This is a genomic window from Ferruginibacter sp., from assembly GCF_028288465.1.
Lineage (GTDB): Bacteria > Bacteroidota > Bacteroidia > Chitinophagales > Chitinophagaceae > Ferruginibacter.
Map to the genome: position 1 here is coordinate 1 of NZ_JAQBNR010000002.1, position 19,854 is coordinate 19,854.

Below are 19,854 nucleotides of genomic sequence, written 5' to 3' on the forward strand. Positions count from 1 at the left end.
TTTGTTTCTTTTTTTTATCAAGAAAAAAAAGAAAGTAGAGGCTAACTACCTATTGCAGGCTATACAAACACTTCAAATAAATACAAAGGTCTTTTCAACTTTCCTGAACAAGCAGCATCATTTAAACGCGTGTTAATTTAATAGGCGTAGTATGATTCGCATTCCACTGACAGATGTACAGATTTTTATCTTCATCCACACAAACATCATGACAATGCTGAAAAACTTTCTCAGGCGCCTGCAGCGTAGGTTGCAATACATTATTCTTATACACCGGCGCATTGCCCCCGGGGCATGACACGACCTGGTTTTTACCATCCAGTATGGTGACAAAACCAGTGTTGGCATTGCGTTTTCCGGCAGCGTCCTTCGACCAGCAAACACCGGAATAAATATTTTCACCATCCGGTACAGCACGGCAAACATACATGCCCGGCGTATCCGCCCGCTGTATAAATTTTCCGTCCATTGAAAAAAGCTTAAAACAATTCTCTTCTCTCGACGTGATGATCAAAGCAGGTTTATTTTTATCCCTTGTATCAATGGCTACACCATGTGCATTGGATAAATTGTGTTCGGGGTTGGCATTGTTATGTCCGCCGAAATGCCGGATGTACTGGCCCTTGCTGTTGTATTGAATAATGTAATCAGAGCCATAACCATCTGCTACATAAATATCGCCGTTCGGTGCCACCGCCGTTTCCGTTGGCATAAAAGGTTCGTTGTCTTTATAAATGCCAATGGTACGCGGATGCCCGATGGCAAACAAGATTCGACCATTGATGTCTGTTTTCACCACCTGCCCGGCCTGGCTTTTCCAGTTGCCTGTTCTGTCCTGGAACCAGCCACAATCCACGATCAGTAAAAAATCTTCCCCTCCTTCTTTTGAAATGGTTAACCCATGACCGCCCGGCCAGGATGTACCCCATGCATCCAGCAACTTGCCCGACTTATCAAACACCAAAATATTATTGTGCGTATCATCGCCCAGCATAATCAGCCGCCCCTTACTGTCTTGCACCATTTCATGACAGTTAAAAACAGGGTTGCTATTGGCGCTGATTTTCGCCCAGTCTTTATCTACTTTGTACTTATAGCCACCATGCCCGATCAACGGTTCTTCGGGCTTCAGGCCTTTGTGCAAAATCGTAAATGCGGTGCTTGTTTTAGCCACCGTAATGGCCGAAGCCATCGACGAATTCCTGATAAATTTTCTTCTGGAAAGCATATGTTATTTTTTGTGTGTTGTATTTCTTGTTAGATTTCTACTTATAAAAATATTTGTTTGCAGCACCATTCGCTTTTTCAAAAGTCTATTTAATAAATTGACAAAAACTTACCTTACCAAGTTTTTTCTATTCGAATAGTCGCCTCTACCGCCGGCGGGGCTGCGTAACTGCAACGCCGCTGCTTTTTCCCCTTTGAAAAAATATGCTACGCATTTTTTCAATCCCGCCTGAGGCGGGACCGGAGAAAAAGAGGCGTCTTATGCAGTTACTGTGTTCAACTCGAAGAACGATTTGAAGAGCCTTCTCTTTCCTTCACCTTCCTTCGCTTTCGATCAGGTTTAACAATGAACTGTACGAATAACGCTTACTCTTCAAACGGCCTCGAATAAAAAGTGCTAGAAATTTTCAGTACAATCCGTTAAGCAATCAAGGCTGTCTGAGCCGGCATAACCTTCAAAGTATTTTACTTTTCCGGCGAGTTCCTTGATTGTAGGATTGTGCTGAAAATTTCAGCCTTTTTATTCGCAGCCTTGATTTTTCTTGTTACTTCTTTGCATCAAGGCAAAGAAGTAAGCAGAGACTAACTAATTATTGTAGGCAATACAAACACTTCAAATAAATACAAAGACCTTTTTTCAATTTGAATAGTCGCATCCTAATCAGGCGAGGCCGCATAATTGCATCGCATCAGCATTTTGCCTTTCAGTTTTGCCTTTTTACTTTTTAATTTTTACTTTTTAATTTTATTCCTCAAGTCAAAACATCCCTAACCACTTTCCCCTGCACATCAGTAAGCCTGAACCGCCTTCCCTGGAACTTATAAGTAAACCGTTCATGATCAATACCCATAATATTCAGCAGCGTGGCCTGGAAATCGTGTACATGCACCGGGTCTTTAATGATGTTATAACTAAAGTCGTCTGTTTCGCCGTAACTGATACCATGCTTTACACCAGCACCCGCCATCCACATCGTAAAGCAACGGGGATGATGATCGCGGCCATAATTATCCGGTTGTAATTTGCCTTGCGAATACACTGTGCGGCCGAATTCTCCACCCCAAACTACCAGCGTATCTTCCAGCAAACCTCTTCTTTTTAAATCTTTAATAAGTGCTGCGGTAGCCTGGTCTGTGTCTTTGCATTGCTTGGCCATGCCTGCCGGCAAGCCGCCATGGTGATCCCACCCCTGGTGATAAAGCTGCACAAACTTTACATCCTTCTCTAATAGTTTACGGGCAAGGATGCAATTGGCCGCATAAGTGCCGGGGTCTTTGCTATCCGGACCGTAGAGGTCAAATATTTCCTGCGGCTCGTCAGAAATATCCATTACATCCGGCACGGAGGTTTGCATACGGTACGCCATTTCATATTGCTTAATGCGGGCCTCTACTTCAGGATCGGCGTTTGCTTCGTTTTGATACTTATTAAGCGTTGTAAGATAGTCCAGCATTTCCTTGCGGTCAGCGCCGTCATAACCTTCCGGGTTGTCGAGGAATAATACCGGATCTTTTCCGGCCCTGAACTGCACGCCCTGGTACTCCGACGCTAAAAAACCATTGCCCCATAACCGGGCATACAACGGCTGATCTTTCACCGCATTTTTTGACACGAGTACAATAAAGGAAGGCAGGTTTTCATTATCCGACCCGAGCCCGTAACTGATCCATGACCCGATAGAAGGCCGTCCTGGTAACTGGTTACCGGTTTGAAAAAAGGTGATGGCCGGGTCATGATTGATGGCTTCTGAATTCACTGTTTTGATGATGCACAAATCATCTACCACTTCAGCCGTATGCGGCAGCAATTCGCTCACCCAGGTTTGCGAAGCGCCGTGCTGGTTGAATTTATAAATGGAAGGCACGAGCGGTAAAATGCTCTGGTTGGCACTCATACTCGTAAGGCGCTGGCCCTGCCGCACAGAGTCCGGCAAAGGCTGACCAAACATATTCACCAGTTTGGGTTTGTAATCAAAAGTCTCCAGCTGCGACGGACCACCCGCCATAAACAAATAAACAATTCGTTTGGCCCGAGGTGCAAAATGCGGAATGGCTTTTAAAATTTCTGCTTCCAGGTTCTCATCAGCAGTGCCAGACGTTGGCTTGGTATTGCTCGCCGTTTTCCCAAACAACCCATTGTCCAGCAAAGAGCCCAGCGCCACTGCCCCAATCCCCATGGAGGTTTTGGTAAGAAAATTACGCCGGTCCCAGTTGCGTTTCAGTTGCTCCAGTTCGGGCAAATGCGGTTTAAATTCGTCGTGATGATGATGATGTTCACTCATAGCTTATCTTTTTGTAATCGCCGCATCTGAATTTAATATTACACTGGCCACCACGGCATTCGCTGCCACCGTGGCCGCATCCATATTTTTATTTGCCACGTACTGCCCTGCTGCCAGCCAGCCCTTTGCTTTACGGGGGTCTTTTTTAAATTTGTCCAGTTGGCCAGCTTGCAGTTTTTGCAGCAAGGCCAGTTCCTTTTCATCCGGCACAACACCGGTTAATTTGCGGTAGATTTTTTTAATGCCTTCCGCAACGTCCGGCTCCTTGCTGAGCTGTTCTCCCAGCACTTTGGAAGCCTCCACAAAAGTGGGATCGTTCAGTGTGACCAATGCCTGCAAAGGCGTGTTCGTTGGCTGACGCCGCACCACACAATAACTGCGGGAGCTGCCGTCAAAGGTTGAGAGCGTAGGATTGGGTACCGAGCGTTTTACAATTACATACAGACTGCGCCGGTACACCGCACTGCCTGAGTCTGCCTGGTAACTGGTATTGTTAATCTCCCACAAACCCGGCGGCTGGTAAGGCTTTACGCTTTTACCGCCGATGGCAGGGTTCAGCAATCCACTTGCCAGCAAGGCATTGTCCCGCATCATTTCTGCACTCAGCCTTACAGCCGGACCATGCGATAACAAGCGGTTGGCAGGGTCTTTTGCTTTCGCCTCCGCACTGGCCACAGACGATTGCCGGTAAGTGGCACTCATCACAATCAGCTTGTTTAGTTTTTTCACATCCCAACCTGATTCTATAAAATTAACCGCCAGCCAGTCCAGCAGTTCGGGGTGGCTTGGCAGCTCGCCCTGGTTGCCAAAATCTTCCGTTGTTTTTACCAGCCCGGTACCAAAAAAGTTTTGCCAGTAACGGTTAACGGCTACCCTTGCCGTAAGTGGATGTTTCGGGTCTGTCATCCACATCGCCAGTCCATAGCGGTTGCGGGGCAGGTTGGGTGCAAAGGGCAAAATAGATGCCGGTGTATTGGCAGTCACTTCATCACCTGGTGCATCATAATTGCCTCGTAGCAAAATATGTGTTTTACGCGGCTGCGGCATTTCCTGCATCACCATCAGCTCCGGAATATTTTCGGTAGAGTCTGCCAGCCGGTTGCGCAACTGCTGTAATTTCTTTTGCTCCGCCTGCAGACCTGGATGAATCGCATTTAAATAATAAGCTTTCAAAACAGCCGTTTCATCCAGCGATAACTGATTGGGTAATTTTCCTGCAACCGAAGCCCAGCTAGCCTCTCCGGTCAATACCTTTACTTCAAAACTGGTGAGCGCCCGGTTGTATACTGTTACATCATCTACCTTACCGCCTTTAAAACCAAGGCCTCGGTCCCACGCTCCTACCTGCAGCCCCGGCTGGTCATTGCCATTGATTAAAATATCTTTTGCCAGTTGGTCCATGGTGGTTTCCATTGGCGCTTCTTTGCCGTCGAGGTATAATTTTACGCCATCCGCTTTGCTACTGCCATCATAGGTTACTGTCACCGCGATCCATTTTTCTCTTGGTAAAGCCGCTTTGGTCACTTTCGTAATGGCGTTGCTCGGTGCCGCATGAGAGAGGTTCATTTCCAGCCGGTCGTTTTTAAAATACAAATGATAGCCGCGGTAATTGTACAAACGCTCCGCCACACATTTATGAAAAATCACGCCCTCCTTAAAGTTTTGCGGAATAAAAATATCCAGGTGAATTGTAAACGGGTCCGCCTTGCGGAACACACCCACCGGTTTTACATCCAGCCACTCATCACCACCCAACGCCAGCGCCTTGCCGTTATCCCGATGTTCAAATACCGGAGGCTCACCTTTCTCATAACCCAAACCCCGCTTCATGTTACCGGCAACTTTGCCAGGCACAATATTTTTTAAAGAGCCATCATCAAATACATAACGGGCCTGTAAACCCGCCTGCGGAATTTTTTGTTGTTGCAGCGTCGCGTAGCTTTTTGCCTGCAACCATTTGTCAAAATCAGCCGTGGCATTGGTGCTGACGGCTGCAATGGTTTGTTGTTCCGCCGCAATGGTATCGTTGATAAAACGCAGCAGGTTTTCTTTTTCTTTGTTGGGCAATAAAATAGTGGGCGAAGGCATGGTGCCATCAAAAGAAATCTGCCCTGCTTCTTTTACGTTATTAAAAAAGCTGAAGAGCTCATAATAATTTTTTTGAGAGATGGGGTCAAACTTATGATCGTGACAGCGGGCGCAGCCTACCGTAAGCCCCATCATGCCTACGCCCGTGGTGTTCACCCGGTCCACCACGTACTCCGCTTTAAACTCGTCTTCAATAATACCGCCTTCCAGGTTTTGCTGGTGCATGCGGTTAAAGGCGGTGGCAATCAGCATCTCCTTCGTCGGGTGCGGCATCAGGTCGCCGGCCAGTTGCCACTGAATAAATTTATTGTACGGAAAATTGGTATTGAACGCATCAATCACCCAATCGCGGTAAGGCGATACATCCCTCACCGCATCCACGGTATAGCCATGCGAATCCGCAAAGCGGGCAAGGTCCAGCCAGTCCACCGCCATTTTTTCTCCATAGTGCGGCGACTGCAATAAGCGGTCCACCTGCTTTTCGTAAGCATTGGCCGAAGCGTCGTTTATAAAAGCATCCAGTTCTTCGGTAGTCGGTGGCAGCCCCGTTAAATCCAGCGAAAGCCTTCTTAACAACAGCGCCTTATCCGCTTCGGGCGAAGACTTCATTTTTTCCTGCTCCAGCTTTTGTGCAATGAAATGGTCGATGGGGTTAACGGCCCAACGGTCGCCCCCTGCCGAAGGTACCACAGGTTTTTCTGGCGCCACAAAAGCCCAGTGCGGTTTGTATTGGGCGCCCTGTTCAATCCATTTTACCAGGATGGCTTTTTCGGTAGCCGATAAACTCAGGTGCGATTTCTGCGAAGGCATTTTGTATTCCGGGTCGTCTGACACAATGCGGTGAAACAGCTCGCTGCCCTGCAGGCTGCCGGGATCAATAGCCACCTTACCCGGACTTTCGGGCAATGCGGCGTAAGCGAAGGAAGCAATGTCCAGCCGAAGCCCGGCTTTTTGTTTGGCCTTATCCGGCCCGTGACAGCTAAAGCATTTATCCGACAGCACCGGTTTTACGTGCAGGTTATAATCAATCTTGTCGGGCAGTTCCTTGTAGGCCGCCGCCACGTCTTTCGGCAAACCCGGCGAGCACGACCACAACTGACCTGCCGCCAGCAACAACAATAATAAATACACAGTACAGCAACGCATTCGCACAAAATTTAAGCGGGAAAATTTAGCTGGTCTAAGTTAAGCAGTTAAATTTAAATACGCACAGCAGGCGGAAGGTGGGCATAAAGAAAGCAAAAATATTGGTCCGGGCTGAGGAAGCTATGTGGAACATCGTTGCGTCGCCCTCTTGTGCTGTTGTGGGTATAGGGACCGGCGGGACGGTTATTAATTTGCATAACGATTACCTGAAATCGAGATAAAAAAATTACGGTAAAACATTAGTCTCTAATGCAATATTTGAAACGATGGGTTTTAATATCCTACATTTACAGTCTTGGCTAAAATTAATTGACTCTCTCATATGCATAACATACAAGACACTTCCTTAGAATGGGCGTTATTACATGTGACGCACTATTATGACAGTGATTTCTTTCCTAGACTTTTTGAATTCGAAGCAATAAAAAGGGATTGGAAAAATATTAAAGAATATTTATTAAAACTTGACTTAGATAAATATGCTGCTAAAAGCCCTGTAATTTATTTGGCATTAAAACCTAATAGCACTTTTAGAGTTGTTCACCAACTAGAGCCTTTAGACAGTATTATTTATTCGGCGTTACTTTATGAAAATTCATTAATTATAGAGAATTACAGAATTCCAGAAAGAAGAAAAATTGCATGTTCTTATCGAATAAAACCAGATATTAATGGTTCCTATTTCGAAAAAGAATATAATGGGTACGGAGAATTTTTATCCCAAGCTGAAGCTTTGGCAGATGATTTTGACGGCGGGGTGGTCCTTGTGTGTGATATTGTAGATTTTTACAATCAAATTTATTTACATAGGATTAATAACGTATTAAGTGAAGCAGGTTCAAAAGATGGAAAAATCATTGAGGATTTCCTAGGAGGATTAAACTATAATGTTTCCAGAGGAATACCAGTCGGACCGGCACCAAGTATATTAATAGCCGAAGCAATAATGGGTGATATAAACAAAAAGATTCTTGGATTTACAAGCTCATTCGTTCAATATGTCGACGACCTATATATCTTTTTTGAAGATGAATATGATGCTAAATCATTTCTACACGAACTGACGAAATATCTTTATTCTAACCATCGACTTGTCCTGTCGCCTGACAAAACAAAAATTTTAAAAGTTGAAGAATTTGGCGCCGAATATTTACGTGAAGAGAGTATTGTTGAAAAAGATGCCATACACAAAAAACTCGAAAGCTTAAGCGGCGATTACGCATCTCCAGAAGAAACAAAAGAATTTGAAGAACTGGAAGCTCCTGAAAAACTTAAAATCCGTTCCGAAACTTATCTTGAGTTATTTGATGAAGCATTAAAATTCGATAACCTTGAGCTAGGCCTAATGCGTCACATTTTAAGACAAGCAGGAAGGTATAAGATCAGGAACATCATTCCAAAAATATTTAAGAACTTCAGTAGACTGTTACCTGTAATCAGAGAAATTGTAATTTATTTTGACAGAGTTTTAAACGAACAAACGGTCAAAAAATACGAAAAAAAATTTACTGCCCTTTTGGAGAATCCGTACCTAAGTCTACCATTTATAAATATGTGGGTATTCACTCTATTTCAAAATGAACATTTTAATTCTATTTCTCTTACTATTGATTACTCTATAATAATTCGAATTCGAGAAAGAGCACTAATAGCAAAGAGAGAAAACAATTTAACCTTTATAAAGGATGTTAAAGATAGTCTTGATACCCTAGGTATTTGGGACAGACGGGCCATCTTATACTCGTCGATAATTTTGTCAGAAGACGAAGTAAAACACTGGCTAGGCTTAGAGAGTTCAAAGGGGGACGTCGTAAATAAAGCAATTTGCTCAATGGTTATTAGTGACAAAAAAAAATCCCGATAGTCTCTATTATATATTGGGGGGCATAGCAAGCGCCAAAAGTAATAACACCGTTAACGTAAAACCCAACGTTTAATACAGTACATCAATTGGATACAACCATTTTTCTGCTACTAGCACTACAAAATGAATGATAGTAATACATTGATTTCGCAGGACTATTTTTCTGTCCCGGCGGGGTTTTCACAGCAAGCACTAACGTTAATAACAAAACTTCCGTGAAACCCCGACGTTGAATACACTGCGTAAACGATATCCACTCCTCTTGTGTTACAACAATACAAAAGTACATAGGGCACCAACAGGTCAATATCCCTACTGCCTTTTTTCAACAACGTTTATTATCTCATATATTTACATTCTCATCCGCGATTTTAATCTGTCCCGGCGGGGTTTTCACAGCAGGCACTAACGTTAATAAAATAGCTTCCGTGAAACCCCGACGCTAAATACACGACATCGATACAAGCTACCACTCTGCCACCAGCAGTAGCTTTACAAATCCAAATAATGCAAAGGCCGGTGATGTCTAACCAATTGTATTTCATAAAACGCATCGCTGCTGAGTTCATACTCAACAAAATCCTTTGCCAGCATCCACTTCCCGTTGAAAATATATTGCTGTGCGTTAATTTATTGCCATAAGATAAAGCTAACAAAACCGTAGAACGGGTACAACCTAATTGTATATTTGCTCAGCGTCGGGGTTTCACGGTAAGCGCATTCTAATTGTTGATGCAAGCTGTGAAAACCCCGCCGGGACAGAATCAAACCACCTTTAGCAATGACAGCAGAAAGATACTATAAACCAGAGTTGGATATCCTACGCTTATGTGCATTTCTGTTTGTATTCTTTACGCACCGGATGGACCTTGCACCCATTGATCCCGATAAATATTATTGGGAACACCACCTCAGTTTAGTAGGCGTATTCGGCGTACCGCTCTTCTTTTTAAGTGCATTTTTAATTACAGAATTGCTTACCAAAGAAAACGACCAGTTCGGAAAAATCAGCATTCAATCGTTTTATATCCGGCGAATACTGCGCATATGGCCGCTGTATTTTACCTTCTTCTTTGGAATGGTTTTAATCACACAATTCACTGACCTGTTTGGGCATATTACGCCTAACACACAACTTGCATTCAGTTTATTTTCCGGCAACTGGTATATTACTTTTCACCATTGGCTACCCTCCTATCCCATAAACCCACTCTGGAGCATTTCTGTAGAAGAGCAACTCTATATTTTACTTCCCCTGGCTATTTTTTATACTGGTAAAAAGGGGCTGAAGGTTTTTGCTTTTGTTGCGCTGGCAGCCGCGTATTTAGCAATCCTGTATTATTCCCGGAAACCCACGCAGGGATTCAGTGGGGAGTGGACAAACAGCTTTGTACAGTTCCAGTTTTTTTCGGCAGGAATGCTTTTATCCATTTATATGAAAGGCTGGCAGCCCGGCTGGCCTTTTGCAGCACGGTTTGTACTCTTCATAGCAGGTCTTATTTGCTGGTTAATTGCCTCTATCGTGTGCGAAGTTCATGCTGATTCCCCGCATACTTCCACTACCCTGCAGGCCATCATTGGCTGGTTGCTGATCCTCTCTGGCGTAATACTGTTCTTCCTGTCGTTGTATGGTGCACCTCAAAAATACATGCCATGTACGCTGGCATACCTCGGCCGTATATCCTACGGAATGTATATCTTTCACATAACGATGTTTTGGATTATTTACCACATATTTAAAAATGAACTGGCATCATTCAGCAATATGATTGGCCTGGCTGAATGGAAAAATGAGGTGGGTTTTGTAATCGCGTTTGTCGCCACGCTGCTTATTGCACTGCTATCTTACCGTTTTCTTGAAAAGCCATTTTTACGCCTCAAAAGACGGTTCACATTCATTCCGTCAAGAGATTAGCGGTCTGGAAACATCCTGTCGCCGTAGTTGGTGTACTCCCATCCGATTTCTTTCGGTCGTTTTTTTGCAGCAGCACTAAAAGTAATAATACAGCTTGCGTAAAACCCCGACGTTGACTAAGCTGCAGCCGTAAAAGAGGCAACTTTCTAAAACGCCCGCACTTTACCAATACTGTAAGATAACGACTAAAAAACCGTAGAACGGGTGCAAGCGAATGGTTGATTTGCTCAGCGTCATGGTTGTACGGTAAGCACTTTATAACTGTTGATGTAAGCTGGGAAATCCCGCCGGCACAAAAGACCGACAGATCACCCTTCATTTAAAAGACATAAATCTTAGCTCAATTGCCACATACTAATACTGCATTTTCTTCAACATTGATCTGGCATCCCTACGTTATATCTACGTTAGCTAACGTAGATGTATACAACATGTCAGCTATCAGCTGCGAAGAAGGTGGGAATGATCTGCCCCCTTACCAATAAAAAATAAACCGCATGCTTTACAAATTCTGTCCCGGAAGTGTTTTCACAGCTAGTACTAACAGTAATAAGACAGCTTCCGGGAAATCCCCGACGCTGATTAAACTACGTATATAAAAGAGGCGCTTCCTAAACCACTATCACGCTACAAATCCAGATGTTACCAATAATACGAATACTCTTCCCGGATGTATTTTTTTAATTTTTTCTTCGAGGCCTTTAACAGGGAGACAAACTTATCTTTTGTTAAAGTAGAAAAAAACAATTCGTTGTTCACCATATCTTTCATGGAAGCGGGCACAAACTCTTTCATATTTACAGAATAAAGGTATATGGTATGATACCCTTCGATGGCCACTGACCCCATACCCGGCATCTGGATATTGTGAAACTTACTCAGCAGAAAAATAATGAATTCCTTTTCCTTATCAATAATACCATTTCCCGTAACGGTGATATTTTCGGGATAACCGTTATCACCAATCTTAAATTCAATACTGCCATCAATTTCCTTGTGCTGATAGTCGAGCCGGTTACTGTTATTTTCCAGTGTATGAATCACGAACAACAATGCATTTTCAAATGTGCTGTCCTTTACAATTATCTCAGCAGCTTTACGATTCAGCAAATATCTTCTAAGGGCCAGATCACCGGTTGAATCGCCACCCTTGCGAAAAAAATCATCATAGGCCATCCGCTCGGTTATAAAAATTTTAGATGGCTCAAAATTGTAATCTTCATACCTGGTTGTTGATTGCAGGCCATAATAATTGCCTGCCAATATTTTTCTCTTAAATTCACCAGCGTCATTGTATTTTTCCTTAAACAACATCACATCGTCATAGCCTTGCCTTACCCGGTAAAATTTCCACACGCCTGATCTGTTGCCATTCAAAAATTTACCATCTACCATATACCCTGAACTGTTAATACTTTTGGAGCTGGTGAACCATTCAAAATCGCCGGTTCCATTTTGCAGGGTATTTTTACCATCAGCTGTAGTATACTGAACAAACTGAAAGTCTTTCTCATCACCATCAAAAATAATGATTGCTCTTACGCGTCCATTGTCGTAATACCATTGCCAGGCGCCCCGCATTTTATCGTTTTCATATCTTCCCATCATCCTTAATTTACCGTTGGGATAATAAAATTTGAACAACCCGGTTTTGTATCCGTCTTCTGTATACTGGCCTTCCATCAGCAAGGTATCGGCCATACTGTAGTCTTTTATTTTACCGGTAAAAAACCAAAAAGAATCAATGGCGAGTGTACCTATTCTGTAATTGGTTGCAATTGATTTTTCACAAATCTGCCAGCCACTGTTATAAAAAATGGTATCGGTTATTTTCTGCGCAAAAATGATCGCAGGAAGAGCGATGGAAATAAAAATGGTTATTGAGGTGCGGAGTAAGCTGGGCTTAATTTTCATAGACAAATAAATTAGACATAGCTAAGATAATAAAAAAGTCATCATTCTATAATTAAAGACCTTATTGGCAGCAAATTATTTTTGCCGAGATGAAGTACAACAGCAAACCCGAACGTTGCTACGACCTCTTTATATTTTAACAGTACTTTCATAGAATCGGACAGCCGTAAAACGCTATCGAATGCAATTGGTTGTACGACCTCAAAATAAAAAATGGAATTTCCGGCGAAAGGATAGAACCGCTGATCATTAAAAATGAAAACATTATTAAATGCCCGACGTTATCGTTAGAGAATAAGGAAAGCAAAAAGTGGGAGTTCTGTCACGGCGCGGCTTTCACACTAAATTTAACAAAGTAAATCTGTAATAAAAGATTAAGAAAATCCCAACTCAAATATTCAGGACGGTAAACCCTGGATTTATTTAAAGGCTTTAAAGTATTGAAGATCGTTTATTTCATCACCTTTGCAGTATGCAGCAGTTTGATACTTTAATAGTGGGCCAGGGCATTGCCGGTTCGCTGGTCGCATACCAACTGCACAAACAACATCGAACATTCAGGGTATTGGATGCGGGGCATGACAGCAGCGCCAGCAGGGTTGCGGCTGGTATGTTCACGCCTGTTTCCGGCAAAAGAAAAACCATTCACAAGGCGTTTTTTGACCGGCTGAAAATGGCTGTTGAAACGTACAGGGAAATAGAATTGCTGCTGGGAAAACGCATTCTGCATATAGAAAATGTATATCAGTTGTTTGAAGACGAAGCAGAAAAAAAATTGCTTGCCGGTAAAATGCTGTTACCGGAATACAAGGATGTTTTTGTGAAGAAAGTACCAGCACCAGATGGCATCAACAACGGGCTGGGTGGAATTATCATCAAATATTCCGGCTGGGTTGACTGCCCGTTATTCATAGCAAGCTTCCGGCAATGGCTGCACAATAGTGAACTGTTAATTGCTGAACTCCTTGATTATTCATCCCTGCAAATAAACAGTGCCTTCTTTCAATACAACGGCCTGCAATTCCAAAACATAGTTTTTTGCGAAGGCTTTCGTGCTGTTGGTAATCCTTTTTTTAATGAACCCATGATTCCCTGCAAAGGCGATATTATCAGCATCGCTGCAGGCGGCAACAACACAAGCGGCATCATCAAAAAAAATGCATTTTATATGTTGCCTGCGATGGATGGTATGAGCAAGGTGGGTGCCACCTTTAAATGGCACAACAGTGATGAGGCTTTGTATGAAACGGACCGGGATGAACTGGAACAGGCAGCAACTGCCATGCTGGATGGCGCCGGTTGTAAAACAATGCACCATCAATCAGCCATCAGGGCCACCACACCAGGCCAGCAGGTAATTGCCAAACAGCATCCTACCATAAAAAACATGTTTATGCTGAACGGGCTGGGTACAAAAGGAATCCTGCTCGGGCCTTGCTATTCGGCACAACTGGTACAGACCATACCGGAGGCTAGTCCGTCCGGCAACCCATTTTAATTTTGTTTCAACTGATTTTTTATAGCTACGCTAAAAACAATAATACACCTTCCGCTATGTCCTGGCATTAATAATTTGCGCAAGGCACCCCAGAATAAATTCCACATCAACACCGGGTTAAAAATCAATAAACACAGATACACCTAATGTTTCACAAAACTTATATTAAAAACAACACAACGCTCGTGATTCAGAATGAGTAACACTCTTATTTTTGCCCGGACATTATGAAAAATGACATTTTATAAAGTATTTTTGGAGGGTAGCACACAACCTTAACGCAGCACTATTTTTATTAAAGATGTCATAAATAAAAAACTGATCTGTGAAACCTATTTATAAAATATTACTGGCTATATTTTCGATCGCCCTATTTATAAACGCCTGTAAAAAGCAAGCGCCCGTTTGCACAGGTAATTGTGAGACAATGAATGCAAACGGAAGTGTGATCAATAAACTGACCAACACCGGTGCAGCCGGTGTTCCGGTTTCACTAAGCTGGGTAAAATTTGTTGGAGTCTTTTCTCAAAGCGAAATAATTACTACCGTAAATTCCAAAGCCGATGGTTCATTTAACTTTACCTCAAACATTGACACGACCTACTTTTCCAAAGGTTATTTTCTTTCAGTAAGTATTGGCAAAAGCAACGACTATATAATACTGGGATATTCAGGCAACATTGAAACAAGGACCTATTCTTTTGACCAAAACGCTTTTCAGCATAAACAATTTGAAGTTTACAAAAAAGCAACGCTTAAAATAAGATTGCACAGAACATTCAATGATACTTTTAAGAGTTATGCAATAACACACGCTAATGTAACGGAAGATTATTTATATGATTATAATGTGCAATCGCCACAAGAAGTAATTGACAGAAACACCAGCGAAATCAATGTTGAGACAGTTGCTGATGTTTATACAAAAATCAATACGGTAAAAACGTTTGCAAATGGTACATCCACTGTAACACTTGACTCTGTTAAATGCACCACCAGTGCTCCGGGCATTTATGAGGTCACTTTCTGAAAGGCAACCTGCGACAAAAGGGCTTTGGGCAATTGGGGTTAGCTGGAAAAAATAATTAAATGCAGTACATATCCACGCGCTATATCGGCAGTGAGCACTTTGGCCCGGCCCCTTTCCCGAAGTATTCAATAATAACGCAACATCCAAAAAATCTACCTGTTAAATTCCCTGCATCAATAGAATGGTACTCTCCTTTTACCAGCTACCTAAAAAAGTCCAGCTCATTCACCTGCTTTAACAATTCTATCCGGCTCTTTACTTATGGCAGCTTTATGCAGTACAATTTTTTCACCTGCTATATCTACACTTAATTCTACCCAGCCATTATAGCGTTTGCCATTTTCGTTAACCTGGTAAGGAAGATAATTATGCACTGCATTTTTCCAGTGCCCTTCCCAAACATCGGGTGCGGTAAAAGAAATGATCTTCTGCACAAGCAAAATGGATGACAATTCAAACCAATGATATCCATTAAAATCTTCCGGTACAATTGATTGCCCATTTTTCATTACAGGCACTTCTTCATTATCATTGACAGGCAGGTTTATTTTTATATTACTTGTTATTAAAAACTGCAGTTTATCCACCTGGTAAACCGGATCACCAACCAGTAAGGTTGTGAAAGCAAGGTCCGGACGGCTATCATGATTTACGTCCATAAAAAAGCCGGGTGTATTCGCTTTAATTTCCCTGTTATTAAGATTAAAATACTCCATTTCCGGGCGGGGTACAGCCGGTGTATCTTTCGTTTCCTTTTTGCACGACACCAGGGTCAACATCACCACAATACAGCACAAAGTTTGCAAGCCGGAAGTAAATCTGCTTGGCATAAATAAATTTTACCCAAAAGTATTTTTAAAATTACAAAGATCATTGTCAAATGCATGAATTGATGAATTACGAAGATCGATTGTTAAAATCAGCTACCAGTTCTGCGGGCATTCACGGCACACACAAATAAACAACGGGGAAACTGAACCAAGGGGAGATTCTTTAAAACGAAGGCGCCCTTTGGGTTAAAGCAAAAGGTATAATTCGAAGTGCTCAATTAACCGTGACTGCTTTCAGCATGCACAAATCATTGCACTCAGAAAAATAAAAAAGGTGACTATACAATAGCCACCTGCATGCTTCTGGTGGAGAATACCGGATTCGAACCGGTGACCTCTTGCATGCCATGCAAGCGCTCTACCAACTGAGCTAATTCCCCAAACGGATTGCAAATATATATGCATTGTCAGTTGCTTCAAAATCATTTTTTTTATGGATGGATGAATTGAGCCAGCTAACAGGCGTATCTGGTCACTTTTTTGCCGCCACAAAAAAAACCAGTAGGTTTGACCCCAATTGAAAAAGATGATGGAAGAAGAAAAGAAGGCAGCTGTAAAAGCGGAGATTAAGTTTTTGGCAGGACCCCAAAACCGGTGGAAAGAGCTGCAGTTTGCAATAAACGTACTGTTTGAATTTATAAAGGGTTTCAGGGCACTCCATTTTGTGGGGCCTTGCGTTACCATATTTGGTTCAGCCCGTTTTAAAGACGGGCACCCCTATTTTGAAAAAACAGAAGAACTGGCGGCCCGTATTGCGCAGCTGGGGTTTACGATAATGACTGGCGGCGGTCCGGGTATTATGGAAGCGGCCAACAAAGGGGCAAAAGAGGCCGGCGGCCGCAGTGTTGGCTGCAACATTGTACTGCCGCACGAACAACAGCACAATGCTTACCTGGATAAATGGGTGAACATAAAATACTTTTTTGTACGTAAAACACTGCTGCTAAAATACTCCTACGCATTTGTAGTAATGCCGGGTGGCTTTGGAACTATGGATGAATATTTTGAAGCCCTGACGCTGATACAAACCAGAATGATCAGTGAATTTCCGATCGTTATTTTTGACACCAAGTTTCATGCGGACCTGATTGAGCACATAAATCTAATGAAAAGAGAACTGACCATTTCGCCCGAAGACACCAGCCTGTTTCTGGTGACGGACTCTATTGATGAGGCGGTAGCCTACATTCAAAAAAACAGCATTGCCAAATTCAACCTTCAGCCGGAAAAGCCCAAACGTCCATTCAGGTGGCTCGGCGAAAAGGCCTGAAGGAGGGGATGGTGAGCGGCGGATCGTAATTGTGAATAATAAGTTAGCACAACACTTCATAAATCAGATCATTCGCTACCATTGCCTATCGACGATCGATTATTGACAATCGACCGGTTGACTACTGCCCATTCACCACTCCACTCACTTTCATGACAACGATCATCTCATTGCTGACGTATGTCACCTTCTTAAAAAGAAACTTATCTCAATTTTGTAGCGTTCTTTTTTTAACAAGCTGAATATAAAAAGTATAAAACCGAAAACCGACATAGTAATAAGCTGCTTCCATTGCGGGGAACAATGTGAAGAAATTATAGAAGCAGATCACAAATCATTTTGCTGCGAGGGATGCAAACAAGTATACCTGCTGCTAAATGAAAATAATCTCTGCACGTACTATAATTTCGACAAAAACCCCGGCATAAAAGCCAAAGGCAAATTTGTGAGTGAACGTTTTGCTTACCTTGATGATACCCCAACGGTAAACAAGCTGGTACAGTTCAGCAGTGGCACGCAAACCAATGTAACTTTCAGCCTGCCGCAAATGCATTGCTCCAGCTGTGTTTTTTTACTGGAAAACCTGCACCGCATTGAGCCGGGCGTTACTAAGTCGCAGGTTAACTTTCAACGTAAGGAAGTGTTTATCATTTTCAACCCTATAACAATTTCATTGCGCAAAGTGGTTGAACTGCTGGCTTTTATTGGCTATGAACCGGATATCAGTTTGAAAGACAGCACACAAAAAAAAGCGGTGACTTATAATAAAAAACAAATTTATCACATCGGCATTGCCGGCTTTTGTTTTGCCAATATTATGATGCTTAGTTTCCCGGAATACTTTTCTTCGGGCAATATTGAGCAGGCAGGCTTAAAAGCCACTTTTACCTGGCTTAATTTATTTTTATCCCTACCTGTATTGCTGTTCAGCGCTTCCTCTATTTTTATTTCGGCCTGGAAAGGGCTGCGGCAAAAATTTTTAAACATTGATGCTCCCATCGCATTGGCCATCATTGTTACTTTCAGCAGAAGCTATTATGAAATCATTACCGGCCATGGTGCAGGCTACCTGGATTCGGGCACCGGCATTGTATTTTTTATGCTGGTGGGCAGATGGTTTCAGAATAAAACCTACGACTCATTTGCATTCGACAGGGATTATAAATCTTATTTTCCGCTGGGCGTTACTGTGATACAAAATAATACCGAAAAAAATATACCGGTTACACAGTTAAAAAAAGATGACCGTATCATTATCCGCAACGGAGAAATGATACCGGCTGACGCTATGCTGCTAACAGGAAACGCCAGCGTGGATTACAGTTTTGTAAGTGGAGAAAGTAGTCCCATACAAAAATATATGGGCGAACTTATTTATGCCGGAGGCAAACAATGCGGCGCAGCTATTGAATTACAAATCATCAACGAAGTATCGCAGAGCTATATCACGCAGTTATGGAACAACGATATTTTTAAACATAAAAAAAATAAGGAGCAATCTTTTATTCATCCCTGGAGCCGTTATTTTACCCTCGCCCTGTTTTCGGTAGCCATTATTACAGCCATTTACTGGTCCATTGCAGATACGTCGAAACTTTTGCCTGCTGTAACGGCAGTGCTTATTGTTGCCTGCCCTTGTTCCCTTTTACTGTCCGCTACGTTTACCTACGGCAATATGCTGCGCATTTTTGGCAAGCATAAGCTATTTCTAAAAAATGCTGCTGTTATAGAAAGCATGGCAAAGGCAGATACACTTATTTTTGACAAGACAGGCACCCTTACACAAAACCACGCCTCAGCACTGCAATATAACGGCACACCACTCAGCAAAAAAGAGTTGGCTACGGTGCAGGCGCTCACCCGGCAGTCAGCACATCCCTTAAGTAAAATTATTACAGACAACCTGGGTAATGTAAATGACGGGCAATTACTGACTGTAAACGGATTTAAGGAATTTGCAGGTAAGGGCATTGAAGCCGTGGTGAATGACATGCCGGTAAAAATTGGGTCCGCTGCCTTTGTAGATGAATTATACAATACGGATAACTACGAGAGTGGATCGCAGATTCACGTGCAGTTTAATAAGGTACACATGGGAGCCTTTACCATCAGCAACCAGTATCGTTCAGGTATTAAGCAGGCTGTTACTGAATTACAGCAAAAAGGCTATGAGCTGCACCTGCTTTCCGGCGACAATGACACCGAGAAAAATACCCTTACCAAACTGTTTGGAAAAGATGCCGATATCCGTTTTAATCAATCGCCCCAAAATAAATTGGATACGGTACAGCAATTACAATCGCTGCATAAAAATGTATTAATGTTTGGCGATGGCTTAAACGATGCCGGCGCCCTGATGCAAAGTAATACAGGCATTGCCGTTAGCGACAGTACCACGCAATTTTCACCAGCCTGCGATGCCATTATTGATGGCAGTAAAGTAGGGCTGGCACCCCGGTTCCTGGCTTATGCCAGGGCAGGCAAAAAGATTGTGGCGGCCAGTTTTATACTTTCTATCATCTACAATTTTGTTGGTTTATCATTTGCCGTACAAGGCACGCTGGCCCCAATTGTAGCGGCCATCCTGATGCCTGCCAGCAGTATCAGCATTGTATTGCTGGTTACCCTGCTTTCATCACTGGTTGCAAAAAAAATCGGGTTGAAATAATTACAGCCTTTACCAGCCCGGATGCCGGGTAAAATCATCCATTTTTTATAGGCGGCTATAGCAAAAACGCAGGTCTTTTTCAAACTCATTCAATGGGTACTGTTTTGTGTTATACTGCCTTA

The 19,854-nt window shown here is 42.8% G+C and carries 11 protein-coding genes and 1 tRNA gene; 6 read left to right on the top strand and 6 right to left on the bottom strand.

Features of this window, described 5'->3' with window-relative positions; genetic code table 11:
- Nucleotides 1–121 precede the first annotated feature (121 nt).
- The 3 genes from JWR61_RS01330 to JWR61_RS01340 all read right to left on the bottom strand — a co-directional run bounded on the left by JWR61_RS01330 (nucleotide 122) and on the right by JWR61_RS01340 (nucleotide 6,743).
- Nucleotides 122–1,228, bottom strand: a complete 1,107-nt coding sequence (locus tag JWR61_RS01330; RefSeq protein WP_301926072.1) for a 6-bladed beta-propeller — start codon at nucleotides 1,226–1,228, stop codon at nucleotides 122–124.
- A gap of 751 nt (nucleotides 1,229–1,979) precedes the next feature.
- Nucleotides 1,980–3,509, bottom strand: a complete 1,530-nt coding sequence (locus tag JWR61_RS01335; RefSeq protein ID WP_301926073.1) for a DUF1501 domain-containing protein — start codon at nucleotides 3,507–3,509, stop codon at nucleotides 1,980–1,982.
- 3 nt (nucleotides 3,510–3,512) lie between these two features.
- On the bottom strand, nucleotides 3,513–6,743 hold the full coding sequence (locus tag JWR61_RS01340) for a DUF1553 domain-containing protein (protein ID WP_301926074.1): 3,231 nt from the start codon (nucleotides 6,741–6,743) through the stop codon (nucleotides 3,513–3,515).
- A gap of 322 nt (nucleotides 6,744–7,065) precedes the next feature.
- On the opposite strand from JWR61_RS01340, the gene JWR61_RS01345 reads away from it, so the two are divergent.
- Entirely contained in the window at nucleotides 7,066–8,607 is a 1,542-nt protein-coding gene (locus JWR61_RS01345; RefSeq protein WP_301926075.1) for an RNA-directed DNA polymerase, read from the top strand.
- Between the two features lie 781 nt (nucleotides 8,608–9,388).
- Nucleotides 9,389–10,522: an acyltransferase gene (locus tag JWR61_RS01350; RefSeq protein ID WP_301926076.1), complete on the top strand. Its 1,134-nt coding sequence runs from the start codon at nucleotides 9,389–9,391 to the stop codon at nucleotides 10,520–10,522.
- 642 nt (nucleotides 10,523–11,164) lie between these two features.
- Here JWR61_RS01350 and JWR61_RS01355 read toward each other — a convergent pair.
- Nucleotides 11,165–12,436: a toxin-antitoxin system YwqK family antitoxin gene (locus JWR61_RS01355; protein WP_301926077.1), complete on the bottom strand. Its 1,272-nt coding sequence runs from the start codon at nucleotides 12,434–12,436 to the stop codon at nucleotides 11,165–11,167.
- A gap of 472 nt (nucleotides 12,437–12,908) precedes the next feature.
- On the opposite strand from JWR61_RS01355, the gene JWR61_RS01360 reads away from it, so the two are divergent.
- Both JWR61_RS01360 and JWR61_RS01365 read left to right on the top strand, forming a co-directional pair.
- Complete coding sequence (locus JWR61_RS01360; protein ID WP_301926078.1) at nucleotides 12,909–13,934, top strand: FAD-binding oxidoreductase; 1,026 nt, start codon at nucleotides 12,909–12,911, stop codon at nucleotides 13,932–13,934.
- A gap of 325 nt (nucleotides 13,935–14,259) precedes the next feature.
- Nucleotides 14,260–14,964, top strand: coding sequence for a hypothetical protein (locus JWR61_RS01365; protein WP_301926079.1), 705 nt, complete (start codon nucleotides 14,260–14,262; stop codon nucleotides 14,962–14,964).
- 221 nt (nucleotides 14,965–15,185) lie between these two features.
- On the opposite strand, the gene JWR61_RS01370 is transcribed toward JWR61_RS01365, so the two are convergent.
- Nucleotides 15,186–15,794 carry a hypothetical protein gene (locus tag JWR61_RS01370; RefSeq protein ID WP_301926080.1) on the bottom strand — a complete coding sequence of 203 codons (609 nt, stop codon included), beginning with the start codon at nucleotides 15,792–15,794 and terminating at the stop codon, nucleotides 15,186–15,188.
- 304 nt (nucleotides 15,795–16,098) lie between these two features.
- Nucleotides 16,099–16,174 (bottom strand) — tRNA-Ala (locus JWR61_RS01375).
- Nucleotides 16,175–16,320: 146 nt separating this feature from the next.
- Here JWR61_RS01375 and JWR61_RS01380 point away from each other — a divergent pair.
- Nucleotides 16,321–17,064, top strand: a complete 744-nt coding sequence (locus JWR61_RS01380; RefSeq protein ID WP_301926081.1) for a TIGR00730 family Rossman fold protein — start codon at nucleotides 16,321–16,323, stop codon at nucleotides 17,062–17,064.
- Between the two features lie 277 nt (nucleotides 17,065–17,341).
- Entirely contained in the window at nucleotides 17,342–19,732 is a 2,391-nt protein-coding gene (locus JWR61_RS01385; protein ID WP_301926174.1) for a heavy metal translocating P-type ATPase metal-binding domain-containing protein, read from the top strand.
- Nucleotides 19,733–19,854: the final 122 nt, after the last annotated feature.

What these genes read in the sequence shown, in the direction of transcription:
- JWR61_RS01340 (WP_301926074.1), bottom strand. Translation starts at nt 6,743, where the DNA reads ATGCGTTGCTGTACTGTGTATTTATTATTGTTGTTGCTGGCGGCAGGT.
- JWR61_RS01330 (WP_301926072.1), bottom strand. Translation starts at nt 1,228, where the DNA reads ATGCTTTCCAGAAGAAAATTTATCAGGAATTCGTCGATGGCTTCGGCC.
- JWR61_RS01345 (WP_301926075.1), top strand. Translation starts at nt 7,066, where the DNA reads ATGCATAACATACAAGACACTTCCTTAGAATGGGCGTTATTACATGTG.
- JWR61_RS01360 (WP_301926078.1), top strand. Translation starts at nt 12,909, where the DNA reads ATGCAGCAGTTTGATACTTTAATAGTGGGCCAGGGCATTGCCGGTTCG.
- JWR61_RS01335 (WP_301926073.1), bottom strand. Translation starts at nt 3,509, where the DNA reads ATGAGTGAACATCATCATCATCACGACGAATTTAAACCGCATTTGCCC.
- JWR61_RS01380 (WP_301926081.1), top strand. Translation starts at nt 16,321, where the DNA reads ATGATGGAAGAAGAAAAGAAGGCAGCTGTAAAAGCGGAGATTAAGTTT.
- JWR61_RS01350 (WP_301926076.1), top strand. Translation starts at nt 9,389, where the DNA reads ATGACAGCAGAAAGATACTATAAACCAGAGTTGGATATCCTACGCTTA.
- JWR61_RS01370 (WP_301926080.1), bottom strand. Translation starts at nt 15,794, where the DNA reads ATGCCAAGCAGATTTACTTCCGGCTTGCAAACTTTGTGCTGTATTGTG.
- JWR61_RS01355 (WP_301926077.1), bottom strand. Translation starts at nt 12,436, where the DNA reads ATGAAAATTAAGCCCAGCTTACTCCGCACCTCAATAACCATTTTTATT.